Genomic DNA, 20767 nt, shown 5'->3' on the forward strand with positions numbered 1-20767 from the left:
GCGGATTGTGGTATTACTTCATTGTGAAGCACGTACATAAATCTGCGGACGACAGTGGTCTGCTCTTCGACGCCGGGGTCCGCGCCTCGATGGAGGCCTTCACCGGCGGCGGCGACACCCTCGCCCTGGAGGCCGCCGCGGCCGTGCGCTCGGCGTCGCAGGCCGTCGACCGCCTGCGCGGGCAGGGGACCGGCGGGCGAGGGCTCAGTGCCGGGGCGTTCGACATCCTCGTGCGGCTGAGCACCGCCGCCGAGGGCCTCAGCATCGGCGAGCTCGCCCGCGCGGGACGGGTGAGCTCGCGCAACGTCACCGGCCTCGTCGACACGCTGGAGGGCGAGCGCCTGGCGGACCGCGTCCAGGACCGGCACGACCGCCGGTCGGTCCGTGTCGTGATCACGGTGGCGGGCCGGGAGTGGCTCGACGCCTTCCGCGCACCGACCCAGCGCGCCATGGGCGCGGTCTTCCAGGGCTTCACCGCCGGCGAACTGGCGCAGCTGCGGCACCTCTGCCTGCGTCTCGTCGAGAACCAGCAGCGCATCGAGCAACACCTGAACCCGACCGAGGAGAAGGCATGACCACCGCAGAGGCGACCCGGCGCACCGTCCGGGCCTACCACGACGCACGGTTCCGCGGGGACGTCACCGCGGCCGCCGCCCAGATCGGCGGGAGCTTCCGCTTCCAGAGCCCGTTCGTCACCTCGACGAGCGCGACCGGCCACCTCGACGGACTCGACGGCCTCCTCGGCATCGTCACCGGCGTCGACCTGCTCAGCGAGCTGTACGGCGAGGCCGAGGCCACCCTCGTCTACGACGTGCACACCGCCTCGCCGGCGGGCACGCAACGCACCGCGGAGCACTTCCGGGTCGGCGAGGACGGGATCAGCTCGATCCTGCTCATCTTCGACGCGGCCCCGTGGCAGGCCCTGATGGCAGCCGCCGGGCCGCCCCGCTGACCCGGTGCCGACCTGGTCACCGCGCCCGGTCGAGGACCTCCCGCGCCCCGCGCACCACCGCCGGGTCGACGAGCCGTCCGGACGGGTCCACCGCCGTCGCCTGCCCGCGCCGCCGCGCCTCGTCGAGCACGGCGAGCAGCGCGGTCGCCTCCTCGACCTCCCGCGTGGTGGGGGTGAAGACGGCGTTGATCACCGGCACCTGCCGCGGGTGCAACGCCGTGCGCGCCCGGAAACCCTGACGCAGCAACACGGTCGTGGACGCCTGGAGGCGCTCCTCGTCGTGCACCGAGATCTCCACCGGACCGACGGGCGGCGCGAGCCCGGCCGCCGCACTGGCCAGCACGACGGCCAGGCGCACGCCGTGCAGCTGGTTCGACTCGTCGTCCGGTCGCAGCCGCAGCTCACCCGCGAGGTCCGCCTCGCCGATGCCCAGCCGCACCACGCGCGGTGCCTGGCAGAGCTGTTCCGCCCGCAGCACCCCGGTCGCGGTCTCCACCAGCGCGACCACCGCGGTGGCCCCGGCCGGCAGTCCCGCGGCCTCCTCCAGCTCCGTGAGCCGTTCGTCGACCTCGGCCAGCAGCGCGGGCTCGGCCTTGGGCACCCAGACCCCGGCCAGCGCCGGCGACACCACGGCGGCGAGATCGGCCACCAGGTGCTCGGGGTGCGAGTTCACCCGCGCCCACGCCCTGGCCGGCCACGACTCGCCGGAGGCCAGCAGCCGGGCGCAGGCCTCGCGGGCCTCCTGCTTGGCCTCGGCGGGGACCGCGTCCTCCAGGTCGATGATCACGTCGTCCGCCCCGCTGTGCAGTGCACGCGCGTGGCGGCTGTCCCGATGGCCGGGGACGTAGAGGTAGCTCCGTCCCGGCAGCGCGGACCCGTTCGGCATTGCGCACCTCCCGTTCAGCCGCTGCTGCCTCTGAGCAGGGCGGACATCTTCGCGGCCGCCTCGGTGACGACCGGTCCCAGGGTCTCGGCGACCGCGTCCTTGAGCCGTTCGTGCGGCCCGCAGATGCTGAAGCAGCCGATGGCCCGGTTGCCCCGCGCGACGATCGGCGCGGCGACCGCGGCGGCGTAGGAGTCGCGTTCCCCGCGGCTCACCGAGTAGCCGCGGCGCTGGTCGACGGTCAGCATCGCGCGCAACGTGGTCCGGTCGCGGATCGTCCGCTCGGTGAGCGGTTCGAGGTCCACGCCCGCCAGGTAGGCGTCGAGGTCGTCGGGGGAGAACGTCATCAGGATCGCCCGGCCGGACGCCCCGGCGTACAGGGGTGCGCGGCGGCCGACCTCGACGGTCATCCGGACGTCCTGCTTGCTCTCGACCTGGGCGACGTACATGCGTTCCCTGCCGACGACGAAGCTCAGGGTGACGGTCTCGCCGACGGCGTCGCGGACGTCCTCCATGATCGGCTGCGACAGCGTCCTGATGTCCATGGACCCCAGCGACGCGAGGCTCAGCTCCGTCATCCGCGGGCCGAGGCTGTACCGGCCGCGGTCCTGGTCCTTGGCGAGCAGCCCGGACTTCGTCAGCGCCTCCAGGATGCGGTGCACCGCGCTCTTCGGGAGGTTGACCGCCTCCGCGATCTCGGTGACGCCGAGGTCGCGGCTTGACTCGGTGAAGCTCAGCAGCACCGCTGAGACCCGCTCGACCGCCTGCATGGCCGTCCTTCCGGTTCTGGTCAGAGACGGCCGCGCAGCGCAGCCGCCGCGGCACGTACGTCGGGGGTGTCCGAGGCCGAGAGTCCGGCAAGCCTGCCCTCGAACGCGGCTTCCAGTGCCGTCCGCGGTGCGTAGGCGTCGCCGACCACGAGCGCGCCGGGGTGGGACAGGGGGGTACCGGCGGACCTCTGACGGATGATGATCACAGCCGAGACATTCTCCAGCTCGCCGTGCTCGCCGGACAGGGGGTCCGCGAAAGTCAGCACCCCGTCGTCGAGACCCACCGGCGTGCGCATCAGCAGCGCGCCGAAACCCCGTCCGGTCAACCGTTGCAGCAGCGCGGGCTTGGAGTAGACGGGCACCCGCCACGACAGCGCCGGGCGGTCGGTCAGCAGCGTGACCCGGCAGCCGCGGGTCAGCAGCAGGTCGGCGACGGCGAGGGCCGTGGTGGTGCCGTCCTCGTCGATCAGGACGACGTGACCGGCCGTGCTGGCGGGATCCGAGATCGCCGTCGCGAGCGGCAGCGCGGCGAACCGCGTGTCCGGCACCTCGGCGGCCCCGGTCGCCAGGACGACGCGGTCCCAGCCGTCCGCGAGGAGCTGCTCGTCGGCCCGCACGCCGAGCTTGACGTCGACCCCGACGTGGCGCGCGAGTGCCTCGGCCTCGCCGATGAACCGGCCGTACTCGGCCCGCATCGGCAACGCGGCGGCGAGGCGGAGCGCGCCCCCGAGCGCGTCCGCCTCCTCGACGAGGGTGGTGTGGTGCCCGGCGGACGCGGCGGCGATCGCGGCCTCCAGCCCGGCCGGTCCGCCTCCGACGACGAGGACCCTGCCGGGCTCCGCGGACCGCGCGGCGGTGCGCAGCGCGTCCCACTCCCGTTCCATGCCGGCCTCGGGGTTGACCACGCAGCTGATCGGCAGCCCCGCCTCCAGCCGGCCCGCGCAGCCCTGGTTGCACGCGATGCACTCCCGCGAGGGCGTGGACGTCACCAGGGCGAGGTTCGGGTTCGCGATGTGCGGCCTGGCCAGCGCGACCAGGTCGGCGTCGCCGTCCGCGACCAGGCTCTCGGCGTTCGCGAGGGTGTCGACCCGGCCGACGGCGAGCACGCTGAGCTGCGGGAACTCCTTCTTGAACGCGCGGGGGAGATGGCGGAACGGCAGCGGCGGGAAGCTCATGTCGGCCATCTGCGTGGCGATGCTCGCGCTGCCCACGTACGCGGAGTGGCTCACGTGCAGCACGTCGATCGTGTGCCGCTCGACCACCAGGCGCACGGCGGCGAGCATCTCCTCGACGCCGAGCCCGCCCTCGATGAACTCGTCGGCGCTGATCCGCAGGATCACCGGCATCGACGGGGGCAGCGCGGCGGCGACCGAGCCGAGCACCTCGTGCGTGAGGCGCAGCCGGTTGGCAAGGCTGCCGCCGTAGTCGTCGGTGCGCTGGTTGGTGGCGGGGGACAGGAACTGCTGCAGCAGGTGCCCGTGTCCCAGGTGGACCTCGACGGCGTCGACCCCGGCGGCGGCCACCCGGCGCGCGGCCGCACCGAACGCGGCGACCAGCTCGGCGATCTCGGACGTGCTCATCTGGTGCGGCACGGCGGCGGTCGCGGACCAGGGGATCGGTGACGCGGCCCAGGCCGGGGTCAGCATGTTGTGCCCGCCCGACTGCCTGCCGACGTGCAGCAGCTGCGCGGCGAGCTTCGCGCCCTCGGCGTGCACGACGTCCACGAGCTCGGCCAGCGACGGGATGACGGAGTCGTCGAAGGCCGACACGGTGTTCGTGCGCCCGAGGCTCGTGGGGTGCACGCGCATGCCCTCGGTGATGATCAGCCCGACTCCACCGGCCGCGCGCGCCCGGTGGTAGGCCAGGTGTCGCGCGGAGAACTTGCCGTCGACCGCGAAGTTGGTCGTGTGCGCTGGCATGACCAGTCGATTACGCAGCGTGAGACGTCCGCTGTGGACTGTCTCGTGCAGACTCGAACGAGTGGTCATTCGCGCGCCTCCCGAAATCGTTCCAGACCAACGGAAATGATGTTGGTCTCGCAAGTGGACCGTGGTTGCCGTTTCAATTAGTTTTCAATGAAGGTCTTGACAGCCCGTCACCGAGTTCTTGAGAGTGGGACAGGAGCGTAACCCCTTCCCGTTGAGCGGAACAAGGTGAGGTTTGATGACTCGGAGATCACTTGCCCGAAGCTCTGGCGCCGGCGCCGTCAGGTCCGGCGTCGTGCGTCCGGCGGCCCTCGTGGCCGTCGTGGCGCTCGCGGTGACCGCGTGCGGCGGTGGCGGTGCCGCCCAGAACAAGCCGAAGGCGGGCACGACCTTCACCTACGCGCTCACCGGCCTCCCCACGAGCCTCGACCCCGCCGACTACCAGGGCGACCCGTCGCGCAACATCGGCTTCGAGCTCGGCAGCTCGCTCTTCCGCTGGGGCACCGAGGACCTCCCGGAGCAGGGCTGCAACGCCCTCGCGAAGGTCGACCAGATCGAGGGCGACCTCGCCGAGTCGTTCGAGCGCAGCGCCGACGGCAAGGTCGTCAAGGTCAAGCTGAAGGAAGCCCGCAGCGCCGCCGGCAACACCCTGACGTCGAACGACGTCAAGTGGACGATCGACCGCCTGATCCAGCTCAAGGTCGGCACGCCGAACACGCTGATGCAGGACGTCGCCGACTGGGCGGCCGACCCGATCAAGGTCGTGGACGACCGCAACTTCGAGATCCAGATGGACAAGCCGTCCGCCATGGACATCGCGATCCTCACGTGGTCGCAGTTCCGGATCCTCGACAGCACCGAGATCAAGAAGAACGTCACCGCCGAGGACCCGTGGGGCAAGGCGTTCGTCTCGCGCAACGCCTCCACCTTCGGTCCGTGGACGCACGGCGCGAGCGACTTCGTCTCGGGCGACCGCCTCACGCTCACCAAGAACCCGAACTACTCGGGCACCCGCGGCGACGTCGAGAAGCTCGTGTTCGTCGGTGTCGCCGACCCGGCCAGCCGCGCGCAGCTGCTGTCCACCGGCAACGCCTCCTACGCCACCGGTCTGCAGTACGAGCAGTACGCGCAGCTGCGCTCCAACCCCGCCATCGACGTGCAGACGTGCGTCTCCGCGGACCGCATCCCGTTGGTGCTCAACGCCAAGGACCCGGTGCTGGGCAAGAACGAGGTCCGCAAGGCGATCTCGCTGGCGATCGACCGCAAGACGATCGTCGACGCCGTCTACCGCGGCTTCAACAAGCCCGCCGCCGCGACCGTGAGCGCCGCCTACGGCCTGGACCTGCCGAACGCCGCGAAGTACGAGTACAACGTCGACCAGGCCAAGCAGCTGCTCGCCGCCGCCGGTGCCAGCTCGATGTCGATCACGCTGCACATCAGCCCCGCGCGTCCCGGCGCCGAGGCCGAGCAGATCGCGATCCTGCTGCAGAGCCAGCTCCGCCAGGTCGGCATCGAGGTCAAGATCCAGACCCTGGCCAGCGCGACCGAGATCAACACCGTCTTCCACGACGGCAACTTCCAGGCGCTGCTGTACCTCGAGCCGCCGGCCGTGGCCGACCCGTACTACTCGCTGTTCCTCTACAACTCGTCGAAGAGCAAGCTCAACACCTTCGGCTACGTCGACAACGACCTCGACACGGTCACCGCCCAGGTCGGCACGACCAAGCCCGGCCCCGAGCGCGACGCGCTCGTGAAGAAGGCGGCCGAGATCCAGGCCAACCACCCCGGGTTCATCTACCTCGTCGACCGCGACTTCGTGCACGCGGTGCGCAAGGGCCTGACGAACTACCAGCACGCACCGAACGGCGAGATGTTCGCCTACACGCTCAAGCAGGGCTGACAAAACATGAGTGACTACCCGAACCTGTTCAGTCCGATGCGGATCGGCCCGAAGACGGCCAAGAACCGCGTCTGGATGACCGCCCACAGCACCCAGCTGGTGAAGGACCACAACTTCAGCGACGCGCACGTGCACTACTACGCGGAGCGCGCTCGCGGTGGAGTCGGGGTCATCACCATGGAGGCGATGGCGGTCCACCCCACCACGCAGCCGTACAAGGGCAAGATCTTCGCGTTCGAACGCGCGGTCGTCGAGAACTACCGCAAGCTCGCCGCGGCCGTGCACGAGCACGGGTGCCTGCTGCTCGCCCAGCCGTGGCACCGCGGCCGGGAGACCAGCGGCACGGTGAACCGCCTGCCGGTCTGGGCGCCGTCCTCGGTGCCCTGCACCGTCTACCGCGAGATGCCGCACGTCCTGACGCAGGCCGAGATCGACGAGCTGATCAACGGCTACGTGCTCGCGGCGCGGTACGCGGCGGAAGGCGGCCTCGACGGCGTCGAGGTGCACGGCCTGGCGCACGGCTACCTGCTCGGCCAGTTCCTCTCGCCGGCGACGAACCACCGCGAAGACCAGTACGGCGGCAGCTTCGAGAACCGGCTTCGGCTGATCCTCGACATCATCCGCCGGACCCGAGACGAGGTCGGCCCCGACCGGATCGTCGGCGTCCGCATCAACGGCACCGACGGCGACGTCCCGGGTGGACTGACCAACGCGGACTGGACGGAGATCGCGAAGGCGATCACGGACACCGGGCTCGTCGACTACGTGTCGGTCACCGCGGGCACCTACGCCGAGCGCATGAACATCTACGGCGCGACGCCCCAGCCGGCCGGGTTCCAGCTGCAGGACACCGCCCGGATCAAGGCGGCGCTGCCGGACATCCCGGTGGTCGCGGTCGGTCGCATCAACACGCCGGAGATCGCCGAGGCGTTGCTGGAACGCGGTGACGCCGACATGGTCGGCATGACCCGCACGCTGATCGCGGACCCGGAGTGGCCGAACAAGGCCATGCGCAACCAGGCCACGACGATCCGGCCGTGCGTCGGTTCCAACTGGTGCCTCGCCTCGATCGTCAACTCGCCGCTGGCGTGCATCCACAACCCCGCCGTGGCAAGGGAAGCGGAGCTCGGCGTCGGCACGTTGAAGCAGGCGCCGGCCGGCAAGCGCGTCGCCGTGGTCGGTGGCGGCCCGGCGGGTCTGCGCGCTGCGTTGACCGCCGCGCAACGAGGTCACTCGGTCACGTTGTTCGAGCAGCAGTCCGAACTGGGCGGTCAGGTCGCCCTGATGGCCCGCTCGGAGACCTACGCCGAGTGGCAGGGCATCACCGACTGGCTGATCTCGCAGATCGCCGAGGCCAGGGTCGAGGTCAAGCTCTCGCACCGCGCGGAGGCCGACGACCTCACCGGCTTCGACGAGGTCGTCGTCGCCACCGGCTCGACCCCGCTCAAGCACGGCTGGAGCTCGCTGCGGCCCTCGTCGTGGGGCGACGGCACGATCGTGCCGGGCGCCGACCAGTGGAACGTCTACTCGATCAACGAGGTCATGGCGGGCAAGGCCGAGCTGGGCCCGACGGTGTTCGTCTTCGACGACACGGGCGCACGTCAGGCCGTCGTCGTCGCCGAGCACCTCGCGGACCTGCGCCACAAGGTCACCATCGTGACGCGGCTGCCGCAGGTGGCCCCGGACCTGGAGGCCAGCCGCGACCTCCAGGCCACCTACCGGCGCATCCGGAACAAGGGCGTCAAGTTCGTCACCGACCACGAGCTGGTGTCGGTGGACGAGGACACGGTGACGCTCGCGGACGTGTGGACCGGTGAGTCCACGGCGTACGAGGACGTGGACGCGGTGGTGCTGAGCACCGGCAACAAGGCGGAAGACGCCCTGTTCCACGCATTGCAGGGCGTTGTGCCCGTGCGCGCGATCGGCGACAGCGTGTCGCCGCGCCGCGTGTTCAACGCCATCTGGGAAGGCGAACTCGCCGGAAGGGAAATCTGAGAATGAGCACCACCGAGAAGACCGATTCCGAGGCACTGGCACGGGTGCGGGCGAAGCGCGGGTACGTGCTGCCCGTGCACGAGCTGCTCGACGAGGTCGACCCGGAGATCCTCAGCCGCTACGACGCCCTCGCGTCCGAGCTGCTGTTCGCCGACGAGCCCAGGGCGCTGGAGCTCAAGACCCGCTACCTCGTCCTGGTCGGCGTCGCCACGGCGACCAAGGGCGACCCCGACGGGATCATCCACTTCGCCCGCCGGGCCGTCGCCAACGGTGCCAGCCGCCGTGAGGTGCTCGAGGCCATCTCGCTCGCCGGCCTGCCCGCCGGCATGCCGGCCATCGAGGAAGCGACGCAGGTGCTGCACCGCGTCTTCGACGAGAGCTGACGTTCACGCCGTCCCGCGCCCGCGTCAGCGCGCGGGACGGCTCTCTCCCTGACATTTCCACTCGGGGCACTACTGCGAATCGAGGAACAGCGGGTGACCACCTTCACGCTCGAAGTACTGGGGACGGGCGAGGAACCGCAGACGCTCGTCACGACCCCGCAACGCCTCTACAACCTGGGCTCCGCGACGGTCGACCCGGACGCGGCCCGCGCGCACCAGCAGGAGGTGGCCGACGTCGGCGTGCGGATCGCGTTCGACGTGCCCGCACCCAGGATCTACCCGATGTCGGTCAACTCGGTGACGACGGACGACCGGATCGGCGTGCACAGCGAGACGACCTCCGGCGAGGTCGAGCTCGTGCTCGTGGTGCACGAGGGCGAGATCCACCTCGGCGTCGGCTCGGACCACACCGACCGCGTGCTGGAGCGGCACAGCATCATCTGGGCCAAGCAGTACTGCCCGAGCGTGCTGGGCCGGAAGGTGTGGCGCTGGAGCGACATCGCCCCGCGGTGGGAGGACCTGGTCCTGGAGTGCACTGTGGACGGTGAGCTGTACCAGCGCGTGAACGCGTCGGTGTTCCTCTCGCCCGACAAGATCGTCGAGATCCTCACCGAACGCGTGGGGTCGCTGCCGTCGTCGTACCTCGTCTACTGCGGCACGTACACCAGCGTCGACAACACGATCCGCTTCGGCACCCACTGGTCGGGCAGCCTGCGCGACTCGCGCACGGGCGAGGGCCTCGACGTCACCTACGAGACCGTCGACCTGCTCGCCGAGATCAACGACGGGTACCGCGTTCCGCTCGTGCCGGGAGGCAGCTGATGTACGGACGCCGAGCCCGCGTGGGCATCGTCGTGCCCTCCACGAACACGACCGTCGAACCCGAGTTCGCCGCGTACCTGCCGCAGGGCGTGGCGGTGTTCGCGTCCCGTGTCGCCGTCGCGGAGGTCTCCTCGGAGGAGGAGAAGGTCGCGAGCCTGCTCGCGATGCACGACCACCTCGACCGCGCCGTCGCCGAGCTCGCCTCGGCGGGGGTGACCGCGATCGCCTACGCCTGCACCTCCGGCAGCTTCCTCGGCGGCCGCGACTCCGACCAGGCGACGTGCGACGGGCTGACCCGTGCGCACGGCATCCCGATCGTGACGACGAGCAGCGCGCTCGTCGCCGCGCTGACAGCGTTGTCCGCGCGGAAGGTCGCGCTCGCCACGCCGTACGTCAAGCCGGTCGCCGACGGCGCGGTCAGCTACCTGAGCCAGGCGGGGTACGAGGTCGCGGCCCGCAACGACCTGGAGATCCTGTCCAACCTGGACAAGGGCCGGCTGGAGCCGGCGGCGAGCTTCAAGGCCGCCGCCGCCCTCGACGTGTCCGACGCCGACGTCGTCGCGATCAGCTGCACCAACTGGCGCACGCTCGACTCGCTGGTCGCGGTCGAACAGGAGACGGGACGCCCGGCGATCAGCAGCAACCTCGTCACGTTGTGGGCGCTGCTCCGGCTCGCCGGCCTCGACGAGCCGTTGAGCCCGGACGTCCGCCTGAACACCCTGCCACTGCCCGACAGCGCCCGTGCCGAGTGGAACGGAGAGGTCCATGTCTGAGAAGGACCAGCCGGTCGCCCTCGTCACCGGAGCGGCCGGCGGGATCGGCACCGCGGTGTGCGACGACCTCGCGGCCCACGGCTACGTGGTGGTCGCGGCGGACCTCGGGGGAGCGGCACCGGCGAGCGCCAAGCACGCCGTGGAGCTCGACCTGCGGTCCGGTGACTCGTGCCGCGCGGCCGTCGCCGAGGCGGTGGCCCAGGCGGGAACCGTCGATCTGCTGGTGAACAACGCGGGCATCAACGCCAGGGGCGCCACCGAGACCATGCCGGAGGAGGTCTGGCGCGATGTCGTCGAGATCAACCTCAACGGCACGTTCCGGATGTGCCAGGCCGTCCACCCGGTGCTGTCGGCCCACGGCGGCGCCATCGTGAACATGGCGTCGACCGGCGGTCTGGTCGCGATCGCGGGCTCCGCGATGTACGGCGTGACCAAGGCCGGGATCATCCAGCTGACCAAGATCCTGTCGCTGGAGTGGGCGGGTGCGCGGATCCGCGTGAACGCCGTGGCGCCGACCATCGTGCCGAGCCCGATGACGGCGGACGTGCTCGACAACGAGACCTACATGGCCGCGAAGCTCGCGTCGATCCCGCTCGGCCGGGTCGTGCGCCCCGAGGAGGTGGCGGCCGCCGTGCGCTGGCTCGCCTCCCCGGACGCGGCCATGGTCACCGGCCACACCGTGTGCGTCGACGGAGGGGTGAGTGTGCTGTGACCACAGCGGAACCCGCGCTGACCGCGGTCAAGGTCAGGGAGAAGCGGCGGCGTCCCCTTCTCCGCTACATCGTCAAGCGGGTCGCCATCGTGCCGGTCTCGCTGTTCGTGCTCGGCAGCGTGTCGTTCTTCCTGGTGTTCCTCATCCCGGGCGACCCGGCGATCACGATCCTCGGCGACTTCGCCACCAAGGAGCAGATCGCCCACGTCAACAGCCAGCTCGGCCTCGACAAGCCGTTGCTGGAGCGGTACTTCTCGTTCTGGGGCAACCTGCTGCAGGGCGACCTCGGCACGTCGTTCTTCACGAACGAGCCGATCCTGCACGACATCGGGAAGTTCCTGCCGAACACGCTGGAGCTGGTGTTCTTCGCACTGCTGCTGGCGATCGGCCTGGGCATGGCGATCGGCGTCGTGGGCGCGTACTTCGCCCGCCGGATCCCGGACCGGATCATGAGCGGTGTCACCTCGGTGCTGCAGTCGGTTCCCGACTTCTTCCTCGCCCTGGTCGGCATCTACGTGTTCTTCTTCCTGCTCGGCTGGGCGCCGGCGCCGATCGGGCGTCTCCCCATCGAGTCGGGGTCGGCGGACGACACCCCGTTCCTGATCATCACCAGCTTCTTCACCGGTGACTGGACGACGCTCGGCGAGGCCGTGTCGCACGCCGCGCTTCCGGTGCTGTCGCTAGGACTCGTGTACTCGTCGTACTTCGCGAAGACCGCGCGCGGCAGCATGGGCACCGCGCTCACCACCCCGCAGGTGGAGTTCGCCCGCGCCTGCGGCCTCCGTGAACGCACCGTCGTCTACTACGCGTTCGCCGCGTCCCGCACGACCGTCGTCACCTACATCGCGATCCTGTTCGGCTCGCTGCTCGGCGGCGCCGCCATCGTCGAACGCGTCTTCAACTGGCGCGGCATGGGCCAGTGGGCGCTCGACGGCGTGCTGAAGGTCGACGTGCCGATCATCCAGGGGTTCGTCGTCACGGCGGGACTGCTCACGCTGACCCTGTTCCTGTTGCTGGACCTGGTGGTCCTCTTCCTCGACCCGAGGGTGAGCTATGAGTAACCCGGCCGGGCTCCGGCAGCCCTTCATCGCGCCGTTCTTCGCCCGCAGCGCCCGCTACGTCCGGGCCAGTCCCGGCATCGTCGCGGGTGGCGGACTGCTGCTCTTCATGCTGCTGGCGTCGTTCCTGGCGCCGTTGCCGCACGACCCGATGACGCCCGACCCGACCGCCGTGCTGCAGGCGCCGTCGGCCGAGTACGTCTTCGGCACCGACGCCAACGGGTTCGACGTGTTCTCCCGCGTCATCGCCGCCGGCCGCAGCGACCTGCCGCTCGCGTTGATGGGCACGCTCGCCTCGCTCGTGATCGGTCTGCTGATCGGCCTGCCGCTGAGCGTGAAGAGCAAGTGGAGCGAGGGCTTCATGCGCGCCCTCGACGCGTTCCAGTCGTTCCCGCTGATCGTGCTGTCGGTGACGATCGTGTCGCTGACCGGCAACGACATCCAGAACATCCTGTACGCCATCGTGATCATCAACGGTCCCCGGTTCATCCGGCTGATCCGCGGTGAGGCGCTGTCCATTCGCGACGGACGCTTCATCGAGGCCGCCATCGCGACCGGGGCGCGGCCGAGGCGGGTGGTGTTCCGGCACATCATGCCGAACGTCGTGGACGTCTGCCTGGTCCAGTGCTCGCTCACCACGGCCAACGCGGTGATCGTGATCGCGGCGCTGAACTTCCTCGGCATCGGCGTCTCCCCGCCCACCCCCACGTGGGGCTCGATGGTGCAGGTGGGCGCCCAGGCGATCTCGACCGGTCAGTGGTGGATCGCGATCTGGCCCGGTGTGGCGATCTTCCTCGCCATCGCGAGCCTCAACATGCTGGCCAACGGCATCCAGCGACAGGTGGAGGGAAGCTGATGCTCAGGGTGACAGGACTGACCTCCCAGTTCCGCGGCCGCGCGGGCGTGGTCAGGGCGATCGACGACGTGACGTTCGACGTGCCGGAGGGCGAGGCCGTCGGGATCGTCGGGGAGACCGGGTCCGGCAAGTCGGTGACGATCCGCTCGGTCCTCGGGCTGCTGCCGTCCTACGGCAAGGTCGTCGGCGGCAGCGCGGAGTTCGAGGGCACCGATCTGATCCGGTTGCACCGCAACAGGTTGCGCGAGATCAGGGGAGCGCGGATCGGGTTCGTCGCGCAGAACCCGTTCGGCTCGCTGAACCCGGTGCTGTCGATCGAGAAGCAGTTCCGCAACGTCGTGCGGGCGCACCGCAAGATCAGCCGCACGGACCTGCGCGACCTGGCGATCGAGCGGCTCGAGTCGGTGCAGGTGCGCGGGCCGGAACGGGTGCTGCGCGGGTTCGCGCACGAGCTGTCCGGCGGCATGGCGCAGCGCGTGGTCATCGCGCTGGCGATGCTGCACGACCCGTCGCTGGTGATCGCGGACGAGCCCACGACGGCGCTGGACGTGACCGTGCAGCGGCAGATCCTCGACCTGATCGACGCCCAGGTGAAGCAGGGCGGGCGGTCGTTGCTGCTCGTGACGCACGACCTCGGCGTGGTCGCGCAGTACTGCCACCGCGTCGTGGTCATGAAGTCCGGGAAGGTCGTCGAGACCGGGCTCGTCGCCGACGTGTTCACGAACCCGTCCCACGACTACACCCGGCAGCTGCTCGCCGCGGTGCCGCCGGCCCCGTGGGCGCAGGCCGTGCCCAGCCTGTCCGGTCAGGAGGTGACCCGCTGATGAGCATCATGGAACTGCACGACGTGCAGCAGGTGTTCCGCCGCGGCGGCAAGGAGGTCCACGCCGTCAACGGGGTGTCGTTGTCGGTGGGCAGAGGCGAGACCGTCGCGGTCATCGGCGAGAGCGGGTCGGGCAAGTCCACGCTCGGCCGGGTCGCCCTCGGCCTGATCCAGCCGACCTCCGGCGACGTCGTCTTCGACGGCATCACGCTGGGGTCGTTGAGCAAGAAGGAGATGCGGGCGCTGCGCTCGCGGATCCAGGTCGTGTTCCAGGAGCCGTACGAGTCGCTCAACCCGCGGATCAAGGTCGGGGACATCGTCGCCGAGCCGTTGATCATCCACCGGCCGGAGATGTCCCGCGCCCAGCGGCGCGAGGCCGTGGTGGCGATGCTGGAGCGCGTCGGCCTCACCGCCGAGCACGCCGACCGGTTGCCGCGCAACCTCAGCGGCGGCCAGCAGCAGCGCATCGGCATCGCCCGCGCGATCATCACCGAGCCCGAGCTGGTGGTGCTCGACGAGCCGACGTCGTCGCTGGACGTCTCGGTGCGGGCGCGGGTGCTCGACCTGCTGCGCGACCTGCAGCGGGAGCGGGAGATCTCGTACGTCTTCATCTCGCACGACCTCGCCACGGTCGGGCTGATCAGCGACCGGGTCGCGGTGATGTACCTCGGCAAGGTCGTGGAGCAGGGGCCGACGCAGGAGGTGCTGGGCAACCCGCGCCACCCGTACACCAAGGCCCTGCTGTCCGCGACGCTCAGCACGGTGGTCGGGCAGCGCCGCGAGCACGTGCCGTTGCGCGGCGAGATCCCGAACCCGTCGAAGGCGCCGACCAAGTGCGTCCTGAGTGGACGGTGCCCGATCGAGATCGACGAGTGCTCGACGTGGCCGGTGAGCCTGCTCCCGGTGGCCGACCGGCACGACGTGGCGTGCCTGCGCGCCGACCAGGACAGAGAGCCGGCGGCGCTCGGCGGGTCGCGGTGAAGGGCGGGTACCTGAGCGCTCCCTGGGGCGCGGTGCACTTCCTCACCGCCGGCGAGACGCCGCTGGCCACCCGGCTGGCGACAGGACTGCCCGCACTGGTGATGCTGCACCAGAGCCCGTTGTCGGCGCGCCGGTACCGCAGGGCGCTCGAAGGGCTCGCGGAGTTCTGCGTGCCCATCGCGGTGGACACGCCCGGCTACGGCGAGTCCGACCCGCCGCCGGAGGGCTGGACGGTGGACGACTACGCCGACGTGGCGTGGTTCGTCGCGGACGCGTTCGGAGCGCACAACCCGTGGCTGTTCGGACGTGCGACGGGTGCGGTGTTCGCCCTGCACGCGGCCGCTCGGCGGCCGGGCGTCGCGAAAGGCGTGGTGCTGCACGGGGTTCCCGTCTACACCGAGGACGAACGCGCGGACCGGCTGGCGTCGTTCGCACCGCCGTGGGCCGCCACCGCCGACGGCGCCCACCTCACCTGGATCTGGAACCGCGTGCTCAGCGAGTACCCGTGGGCGGACCCGGACTTCGTCACCGACCTCGTCCGGGACTACCTGCACGCGGGCTCCGACTTCGCCCCGTCCTACCGCGCGATCTGGTGGCACGACCTGCGCGACTCGGCTGAGGCGGCGGGGGAGGTCGCGCTGCTCCTGGCGGGCAGCGCGGACCGGATCGGGTTCATGCACGCCAGAGCAGTCGAGCTGATCAAGCACCGCAGCGCCGTCGTGGTGCCGGGTGCGACGGACTTCTTCGCCGAACAGGACCCGGAGGCCTTCTGCCGGGTGCTGCGCGAGGTCATCGAACCGATGGGAGCCATGAACGCATGAGCGAGACGTCAACCGCTCACAGCGATGGCCCGCTGACCGGGGTGAAGGTCGTGGACGCCTCCACGATCCTGGCCGGTCCGCTGTGTTGCCAGCTGCTGGGGGACTACGGCGCCGAGGTCGTCAAGATCGAGCACCCGCGCCGCGGCGACGGGATGCGCGGCCACGGCCCGTCCAAGGACGGCGAACCGTTGTGGTGGAAGGAGATCTCCCGCAACAAGCGCCTCGTGGCGGCGGACCTGTCGCAGGCGGAGGGCGCGGAGCTGCTGCTGCGCCTGGTCGAGACCGCCGACGTGCTGGTCGAGAACTTCCGCCCCGGCACGCTGGAGCGCTGGGGCCTCGGGCCTGAGGACCTGTGGCGGCGCAACCCGGCGCTGATCGTGGTCAGGGTGACCGGGTTCGGGCAGACCGGCCCCTACTCGTCCCGGCCCGGCTTCGGCACGCTCGCCGAGGCGATGAGCGGGTTCGCCCACCTCACCGGCGAGGCCTCCGGGCCGCCCACGCTGCCGGCGTTCGGCCTGGCCGACTCGATGTGCGGGGTCGCCGCGGTGGGCGCGACGATGATGGCGTTGTGGGAGCGTGACACGAAGTCGCCCGGTGTCGGCCAGGTCGTCGACATGAACCTGCTGACGCCGTTGATGACGGCGGTGGGTCCCGGCCCGACGGTGTTCGACCAGCTCGGCGTGGTCGAGCAGCGGCGCGGCAACCGGTCGCTGAACAACGCGCCCCGCAACACCTACCGCACCAGCGACGGCCGGTGGGTCGCGGTGTCGACCAGCGCGCAGAGCATCGCGGAACGCGTGATGCGGCTCGTCGGGCACCCCGAGGTGATCGACGAGCCGTGGTTCGCCACCGGCGGCCAGCGCGCGGTGCACGCCGACCTGCTCGACGGCCACGTGTCGGAGTGGATCGGGCAGCGCACCCGCGACGAGGTCATCGAGCAGTTCACCGCGGCGGGAGCGGCCGTCGCGCCGATCTACGACGCCGCGGACATCGTCGCCGACGAGCACGTCCGGGCGACGCAGATGCTGCGCGAGGTCACCGACGACAAGCTCGGCGACGTGCTGATGCACGACGTCATGTGGGGCATGTCGCGGACACCCGGACGGATCAGGACCACCGGTGGGGACCTCGGAGCGGACACCGATCCGGTGCTGAAGGAGCTCGGGTACGAGGCGGCGGAGATCGATGGAATGCGCGAGCGGGGTGTGATCGCATGAGCGTCAACGAGGCGACCAGGACGGACACGGCGACGTGGCTGGACTCCGCGCTGGGAACGGGGGTCCGGGTCTTCGACCTCGGCCGGCCGTTGTACCGGGGCATGCCGCAGTCACCGAACCACCCGCCCTACTGGCACACGCTGCCCCGCCGGCACGGCGACATGGTCCGCGCCGACGGCGGTTCGGCGGCGGCCGACCACATCTCGCTCGGCACGCACGTCGGCACGCACATCGACGCGTTCTCGCACGTGTCGCACAACGGCCTGATGTTCGGCGGGGTGCGGGCGGACGAGGCCCAGCGGGGCGGCACGATGAGCTCGCTCGGTGCCGAGACGATCCTGCCGATGTTCCGCCGGGGCGTCCTGCTGGACGTGCCGCGCACCCTCGGGCTGCCGCGCTGCGAGCCCGGTTACGAGATCACCCCGGACGACCTCGCCCGCACCGCTCTGGAGCAGGGAACCGAGGTGCGCCAAGGCGACGTGGTGCTGATCCGCAGCGGCTGGGGCGTGCACTTCGCCGCCGGGGCGGAGGTCTACACCGGCCACGACAGCGGGGTGCCGGGGATCAGCGAGACCGGTGCCTACTGGCTCGCCGGGCTGGACGTGCACGCGGCGGGCGCCGACACGATCGCGTTCGAACGCCTGGCGCCCGGCCAGGGACACAGCCTGCTGCCCGCGCACCGCGTGCTGCTCGTCGAGAAGGGCATCCACATCATCGAGACGATGGACCTGGAGGAGCTGGCCTCCGCCGGGGTGCACGAGTTCCTGTTCGTGCTGGCGCCGCTCAAGCTCGTGGGCGCCACGGGTTCGCCCGTTCGTCCGCTCGCCGTGGTGCCGGGGGTGGCCTCGTGACCTCGCTGACGCTGAGCCAGACCATAGCCCGGTTCGCGGTCAAGACCGCCGCCGGTGAGCTGCCGCCCGAGGTGAAGGCCAGTGTGCGGCACCGGATCCTCGACGTGCTGGGGCTGTGCGTGGCGGGCAGGGCGCTCGACACCAGTTCCGCCGCGCTCGCCTTCGTGGCCGAGCAGGGGGGAGCGGGCCGGGCGCACGTCATCGGTGACGGCACACCGGTTCCGGCCGCGCTCGCCGCGTTCGCGAACGGCGTGCTGGCGCACTCGCTCGACTACGACGACACGCATCTGCCGTCAGTGCTGCACCCGAGCGCGAGCGTCGTCCCGGCCGCTCTGGCCGCGGCGCAGGACAACGACGTGAGCGGCGACCTGCTGATCGCCGCCGTCGCCGCCGGACTGGAGGTCTGCGTCCGCGTCGGCATGGCAGGCTACGACCCGGACAGCGGCAACTCGGTGTTCTTCGAGCACGGGCAGCACGCCACGTCCATCTGCGGCGCGGTCGGCAGCGCGGTCGCGGCGGCGTTGCTCGGCGGCGGTGACGAGCAGGAGATCGCGCACGCCATCGGCATCGTCGCGTCGCAGTCGGCCGGCATCATCGAGGCGAACCGCACCGGTGGCACCGTCAAGCGCCTGCACTGCGGCTGGGCCGCCCAGGCCGGGGTGTCGAGCGCCCGGCTGGCCCGGCACGGCTTCACCGGCCCGCCCACGGTGTTCGAGGGCAGGTTCGGTTTCTTCGAGGCGTTCCTGCGCGGCGAGTACCGGGCGGAGGCGATCACCGACGGGCTGGGCACCGATTGGGAGGTGCCGCGCATCTTCTTCAAGCCCTACCCCGCCAACCACTTCACGCACACGATCGTCGACGCGGCCGGGCAGCTGCGCGAACAGGGCCTCGCCCCGGACGACGTGGTGTCGCTGGAGGTCGGCGTCCCGGCGCCGGTCGTGCGGACCGTCGGCGACCCGATCGAGAAGAAGCGGACGCCGAGCACCCCGTACGAGGCCCAGTTCAGCGGGCCTTATGCCGCCGTGGTCGGCCTGTTCGGCGGCGGTGGGCTCGGCGCGGCACTGGCCGACTACGCGCCGGAGCACCTCACCGACCCGCGGCGCCAGGAGCTGATGAGCCGCACGACCGTCGTGGCCGACGACGAGTGCACGGCGATCTTCCCGCACCAGTTCCCCGCCGTGGTGAAGGCGACGTCCCGCGACGGTCGCGAGTGGACGGCCAAGGCGCTGGCCAACCGCGGCGGCGTCGACAACCCGCTGACCGACGAGGAGATCGCCCGCAAGTTCACCGACAACGCGGCCCCGGTGCTGGGGATGGCGGTGGCCCAGGACGTGATCGACGCGGTCGCGGGCCTGGGCGACACCGCCGACGTGCACCACCTGCTGCGACTGACCGCACTGCGCGAGAACGAAAGCACGGAGGAGACGAGATGACCGCCTACGACCTGGTTCTGCACAACATCGACCTGGTGCTCCCCGGTGCCGACGAGCCCGTCCGCACCGCGATCGCCGTGCGGGACGGCAAGGTCGCGGCGATCGGGCCCGAGCTCGCGACGGCGGACGCCGCCGAAGTGGTCGACGGCGGCGGCAAGCTCGCGTTCCCCGGCGTGGTCGACGCCCACCAGCACTGGGGCATCTACCACGAGCTCGGCGTCGACTCGGAGTCCGAGAGCCGCGCGTGCGCCCAGGGCGGCGTCACGACGGCGTTGAACTACATGCGCACCGGCCAGTACTACCTCAACCGCGGTGGCAGCTACGGCAAGTTCTTCCCCGAGGTGCTGGAGACCGTCTCCGGCCGCGCGTGGGTGGACTACGGCTTCCACCTCGCGCCGATGATGAGCGAGCACATCGACGAGATCCCCTCGCTGATCAGCGACTACGGCGTGCCGTCGTTCAAGGTGTTCATGTTCTACGGCTCGCACGGCCTGCACGGGAAGTCGAGCGACCAGAGCGACTTCCTGATGATCCCGGAGGGCGAGCGGTACGACTACGCCCACTTCGAGTTCGTCATGCGCGGCATCCAGGCGGCGCGGGAGAAGTTCCCCGAGCTCGCCGAGGAGATCTCGCTGTCGCTGCACTGCGAGACCGCCGAGATCATGACCGCCTACACCGAGCGCGTCGAGAAGGAGGGCAAGCTCACCGGCCTGGAGGCGTACTCGGCGTCGCGCCCGCCGCACTCGGAGGGTCTCGCGATCACGATCGCGTCCTATCTGGCCCACGAGACCGGCCTGGCCAACATCAACCTGCTGCACCTCACCTCCCGCAAGGCCCTCGACGCCGCGATGCGGATGGCGGAGGCGTTCCCGCACATCGACTTCCGCCGCGAGGTCACGATCGGTCACCTGCTCGCCGACTACACCACGGCGAGCGGTCTCGGCGGCAAGGTCAACCCGCCGCTGCGCTCGCGCGAGGACGTCGACGCGCTGTGGGAGAGCGTCGCGGACGGCACGGTCGACTGGGTGGTGAGCGACCACGCCTGCTGCAAGGACGAGCGCAAGTTCGGCGAGGGCGACCAGCGCGACGACGTGTTCGCCGCCAAGTCGGGCTTCGGCGGCACGGAGTACCTGCTGGCCGGCCTGGTGAGCGAGGGCCGCCGCCGGGGCGTGCCGCTGGGCCGGCTCGCCGACCTCGTCACGGCCGCGCCCGCGCGCCGTTACGGGTTGCGCAACAAGGGGAACCTGGAGGTGGGCTTCGACGCCGACATCGCCCTGGTCGACCCCGACCACACCTGGGTGGTGCGCGCGGAGGACTCCGAGTCGAGCCAGGAGTACACGCCGTTCGAGGGCCAGGAGCTGACCGTGAAGGTCACCGACACGTTCCTGCGCGGCACGCGGGTGCTGCAGGACGGCAAGATCGTCGGCGAGCCGTCCGGGCGCTACCAGTCGAGGCCGGTGGGCGTCACCGGCTGACCCCGCCTGCGCCCGAAGCGGTCCCTGGCCTGGCAGGACCCCGGGGGGGGGGGGCTTGGTATTGTCGATTCGGTGGAGGTTGCCCCCCCGATGCGCACTTGGGGGAGGCCCCATCCCTCCACCCCCCCTGCAGTTGG

General features: G+C 70.8%; 20 protein-coding genes. 17 read left to right on the plus strand and 3 right to left on the minus strand.

Annotated elements, in window-relative coordinates; genetic code table 11:
• Positions 1-23 precede the first annotated feature (23 nt).
• Both ACFWV3_RS00780 and ACFWV3_RS00785 read left to right on the plus strand, forming a co-directional pair.
• Positions 24-575: a MarR family winged helix-turn-helix transcriptional regulator gene (locus ACFWV3_RS00780; RefSeq protein WP_382406705.1), complete on the plus strand. Its 552-nt coding sequence runs from the start codon at positions 24-26 to the stop codon at positions 573-575.
• Entirely contained in the window at positions 572-952 is a 381-nt protein-coding gene (locus ACFWV3_RS00785) for a hypothetical protein (protein WP_382406707.1), read from the plus strand. The genes ACFWV3_RS00780 and ACFWV3_RS00785 overlap by 4 nt, the downstream gene beginning before the upstream one ends.
• A gap of 16 nt (positions 953-968) precedes the next feature.
• Here ACFWV3_RS00785 and ACFWV3_RS00790 read toward each other — a convergent pair whose 3' ends face one another.
• From ACFWV3_RS00790 to ACFWV3_RS00800, 3 genes are read right to left on the minus strand one after another with little or no spacing between them, the layout of a single operon-like run.
• A complete protein-coding gene (locus tag ACFWV3_RS00790; RefSeq protein WP_382406709.1) occupies positions 969-1838 on the minus strand; it encodes an HpcH/HpaI aldolase/citrate lyase family protein in 870 nt (289 codons plus the stop codon).
• 14 nt (positions 1839-1852) lie between these two features.
• Positions 1853-2605 carry an IclR family transcriptional regulator gene (locus ACFWV3_RS00795; RefSeq protein WP_382406711.1) on the minus strand — a complete coding sequence of 251 codons (753 nt, stop codon included), beginning with the start codon at positions 2603-2605 and terminating at the stop codon, positions 1853-1855.
• Positions 2606-2625: 20 nt separating this feature from the next.
• Positions 2626-4593 carry an FAD-dependent oxidoreductase gene (locus tag ACFWV3_RS00800; protein WP_382406713.1) on the minus strand — a complete coding sequence of 656 codons (1968 nt, stop codon included), beginning with the start codon at positions 4591-4593 and terminating at the stop codon, positions 2626-2628.
• 232 nt (positions 4594-4825) lie between these two features.
• Here ACFWV3_RS00800 and ACFWV3_RS00805 point away from each other — a divergent pair, with 232 nt between their 5' ends.
• The 15 genes from ACFWV3_RS00805 (at position 4826) to ACFWV3_RS00875 (ending at position 20630) form a co-directional block, all read left to right on the plus strand.
• Positions 4826-6430: an ABC transporter substrate-binding protein gene (locus ACFWV3_RS00805; protein ID WP_382406715.1), complete on the plus strand. Its 1605-nt coding sequence runs from the start codon at positions 4826-4828 to the stop codon at positions 6428-6430.
• A 6-nt stretch (positions 6431-6436) separates the two neighbouring features.
• Complete coding sequence (locus tag ACFWV3_RS00810) at positions 6437-8425, plus strand: FAD-dependent oxidoreductase (RefSeq protein WP_382406717.1); 1989 nt, start codon at positions 6437-6439, stop codon at positions 8423-8425.
• Between the two features lie 2 nt (positions 8426-8427).
• The gene (locus ACFWV3_RS00815) at positions 8428-8808 is read left to right on the plus strand and encodes a carboxymuconolactone decarboxylase family protein (RefSeq protein WP_382406719.1); all 381 of its coding nucleotides are present in this window, start codon (positions 8428-8430) and stop codon (positions 8806-8808) included.
• A gap of 93 nt (positions 8809-8901) precedes the next feature.
• Positions 8902-9630 (plus strand): DUF2848 family protein, encoded by a 729-nt coding sequence (locus ACFWV3_RS00820; protein ID WP_382406721.1) that lies wholly within the window; start codon positions 8902-8904, stop codon positions 9628-9630.
• Positions 9630-10403: a hypothetical protein gene (locus ACFWV3_RS00825; protein WP_382406723.1), complete on the plus strand. Its 774-nt coding sequence runs from the start codon at positions 9630-9632 to the stop codon at positions 10401-10403. The genes ACFWV3_RS00820 and ACFWV3_RS00825 overlap by 1 nt, the downstream gene beginning before the upstream one ends.
• A complete protein-coding gene (locus ACFWV3_RS00830) occupies positions 10396-11115 on the plus strand; it encodes an SDR family NAD(P)-dependent oxidoreductase (RefSeq protein WP_382406725.1) in 720 nt (239 codons plus the stop codon). Before ACFWV3_RS00825 ends, ACFWV3_RS00830 begins: the two co-directional genes overlap by 8 nt.
• Positions 11112-12176 carry an ABC transporter permease gene (locus tag ACFWV3_RS00835; RefSeq protein WP_382406728.1) on the plus strand — a complete coding sequence of 355 codons (1065 nt, stop codon included), beginning with the start codon at positions 11112-11114 and terminating at the stop codon, positions 12174-12176. The genes ACFWV3_RS00830 and ACFWV3_RS00835 overlap by 4 nt, the downstream gene beginning before the upstream one ends.
• Positions 12169-13029 carry an ABC transporter permease gene (locus ACFWV3_RS00840; RefSeq protein ID WP_382406730.1) on the plus strand — a complete coding sequence of 287 codons (861 nt, stop codon included), beginning with the start codon at positions 12169-12171 and terminating at the stop codon, positions 13027-13029. Before ACFWV3_RS00835 ends, ACFWV3_RS00840 begins: the two co-directional genes overlap by 8 nt.
• Positions 13029-13853 (plus strand): ABC transporter ATP-binding protein, encoded by an 825-nt coding sequence (locus ACFWV3_RS00845; protein WP_382406732.1) that lies wholly within the window; start codon positions 13029-13031, stop codon positions 13851-13853. The genes ACFWV3_RS00840 and ACFWV3_RS00845 overlap by 1 nt, the downstream gene beginning before the upstream one ends.
• A complete protein-coding gene (locus ACFWV3_RS00850) occupies positions 13853-14833 on the plus strand; it encodes an ABC transporter ATP-binding protein (RefSeq protein ID WP_382406734.1) in 981 nt (326 codons plus the stop codon). The genes ACFWV3_RS00845 and ACFWV3_RS00850 overlap by 1 nt, the downstream gene beginning before the upstream one ends.
• Positions 14830-15654 (plus strand): alpha/beta fold hydrolase, encoded by an 825-nt coding sequence (locus tag ACFWV3_RS00855; protein ID WP_382406736.1) that lies wholly within the window; start codon positions 14830-14832, stop codon positions 15652-15654. Before ACFWV3_RS00850 ends, ACFWV3_RS00855 begins: the two co-directional genes overlap by 4 nt.
• On the plus strand, positions 15651-16871 hold the full coding sequence (locus ACFWV3_RS00860; RefSeq protein ID WP_382406738.1) for a CaiB/BaiF CoA transferase family protein: 1221 nt from the start codon (positions 15651-15653) through the stop codon (positions 16869-16871). The genes ACFWV3_RS00855 and ACFWV3_RS00860 overlap by 4 nt, the downstream gene beginning before the upstream one ends.
• A complete protein-coding gene (locus ACFWV3_RS00865) occupies positions 16868-17722 on the plus strand; it encodes a cyclase family protein (RefSeq protein WP_382406740.1) in 855 nt (284 codons plus the stop codon). The genes ACFWV3_RS00860 and ACFWV3_RS00865 overlap by 4 nt, the downstream gene beginning before the upstream one ends.
• Positions 17719-19155 (plus strand): MmgE/PrpD family protein, encoded by a 1437-nt coding sequence (locus ACFWV3_RS00870; protein ID WP_382406742.1) that lies wholly within the window; start codon positions 17719-17721, stop codon positions 19153-19155. Before ACFWV3_RS00865 ends, ACFWV3_RS00870 begins: the two co-directional genes overlap by 4 nt.
• Complete coding sequence (locus tag ACFWV3_RS00875) at positions 19152-20630, plus strand: dihydroorotase family protein (RefSeq protein WP_382406744.1); 1479 nt, start codon at positions 19152-19154, stop codon at positions 20628-20630. The genes ACFWV3_RS00870 and ACFWV3_RS00875 overlap by 4 nt, the downstream gene beginning before the upstream one ends.
• The last annotated feature ends 137 nt before the right edge of the window (positions 20631-20767 follow it).

It is taken from the genome of Lentzea sp. NPDC059081 (assembly GCF_042738015.1).
Taxonomy (GTDB): Bacteria; Actinomycetota; Actinomycetes; order Mycobacteriales; family Pseudonocardiaceae; genus Lentzea.

Bases quoted from the DNA above. Each gene is read 5' to 3' on its own strand.
- ACFWV3_RS00800 (WP_382406713.1), bottom strand. From the start codon at position 4,593: ATGACCACTCGTTCGAGTCTGCACGAGACAGTCCACAGCGGACGTCTC.
- ACFWV3_RS00790 (WP_382406709.1), bottom strand. From the start codon at position 1,838: ATGCCGAACGGGTCCGCGCTGCCGGGACGGAGCTACCTCTACGTCCCC.
- ACFWV3_RS00840 (WP_382406730.1), top strand. From the start codon at position 12,169: ATGAGTAACCCGGCCGGGCTCCGGCAGCCCTTCATCGCGCCGTTCTTC.
- ACFWV3_RS00810 (WP_382406717.1), top strand. From the start codon at position 6,437: ATGAGTGACTACCCGAACCTGTTCAGTCCGATGCGGATCGGCCCGAAG.
- ACFWV3_RS00795 (WP_382406711.1), bottom strand. From the start codon at position 2,605: ATGCAGGCGGTCGAGCGGGTCTCAGCGGTGCTGCTGAGCTTCACCGAG.
- ACFWV3_RS00850 (WP_382406734.1), top strand. From the start codon at position 13,853: ATGAGCATCATGGAACTGCACGACGTGCAGCAGGTGTTCCGCCGCGGC.
- ACFWV3_RS00830 (WP_382406725.1), top strand. From the start codon at position 10,396: ATGTCTGAGAAGGACCAGCCGGTCGCCCTCGTCACCGGAGCGGCCGGC.
- ACFWV3_RS00865 (WP_382406740.1), top strand. From the start codon at position 16,868: ATGAGCGTCAACGAGGCGACCAGGACGGACACGGCGACGTGGCTGGAC.
- ACFWV3_RS00845 (WP_382406732.1), top strand. From the start codon at position 13,029: ATGCTCAGGGTGACAGGACTGACCTCCCAGTTCCGCGGCCGCGCGGGC.
- ACFWV3_RS00860 (WP_382406738.1), top strand. From the start codon at position 15,651: ATGAGCGAGACGTCAACCGCTCACAGCGATGGCCCGCTGACCGGGGTG.
- ACFWV3_RS00815 (WP_382406719.1), top strand. From the start codon at position 8,428: ATGAGCACCACCGAGAAGACCGATTCCGAGGCACTGGCACGGGTGCGG.
- ACFWV3_RS00785 (WP_382406707.1), top strand. From the start codon at position 572: ATGACCACCGCAGAGGCGACCCGGCGCACCGTCCGGGCCTACCACGAC.
- ACFWV3_RS00825 (WP_382406723.1), top strand. From the start codon at position 9,630: ATGTACGGACGCCGAGCCCGCGTGGGCATCGTCGTGCCCTCCACGAAC.
- ACFWV3_RS00875 (WP_382406744.1), top strand. From the start codon at position 19,152: ATGACCGCCTACGACCTGGTTCTGCACAACATCGACCTGGTGCTCCCC.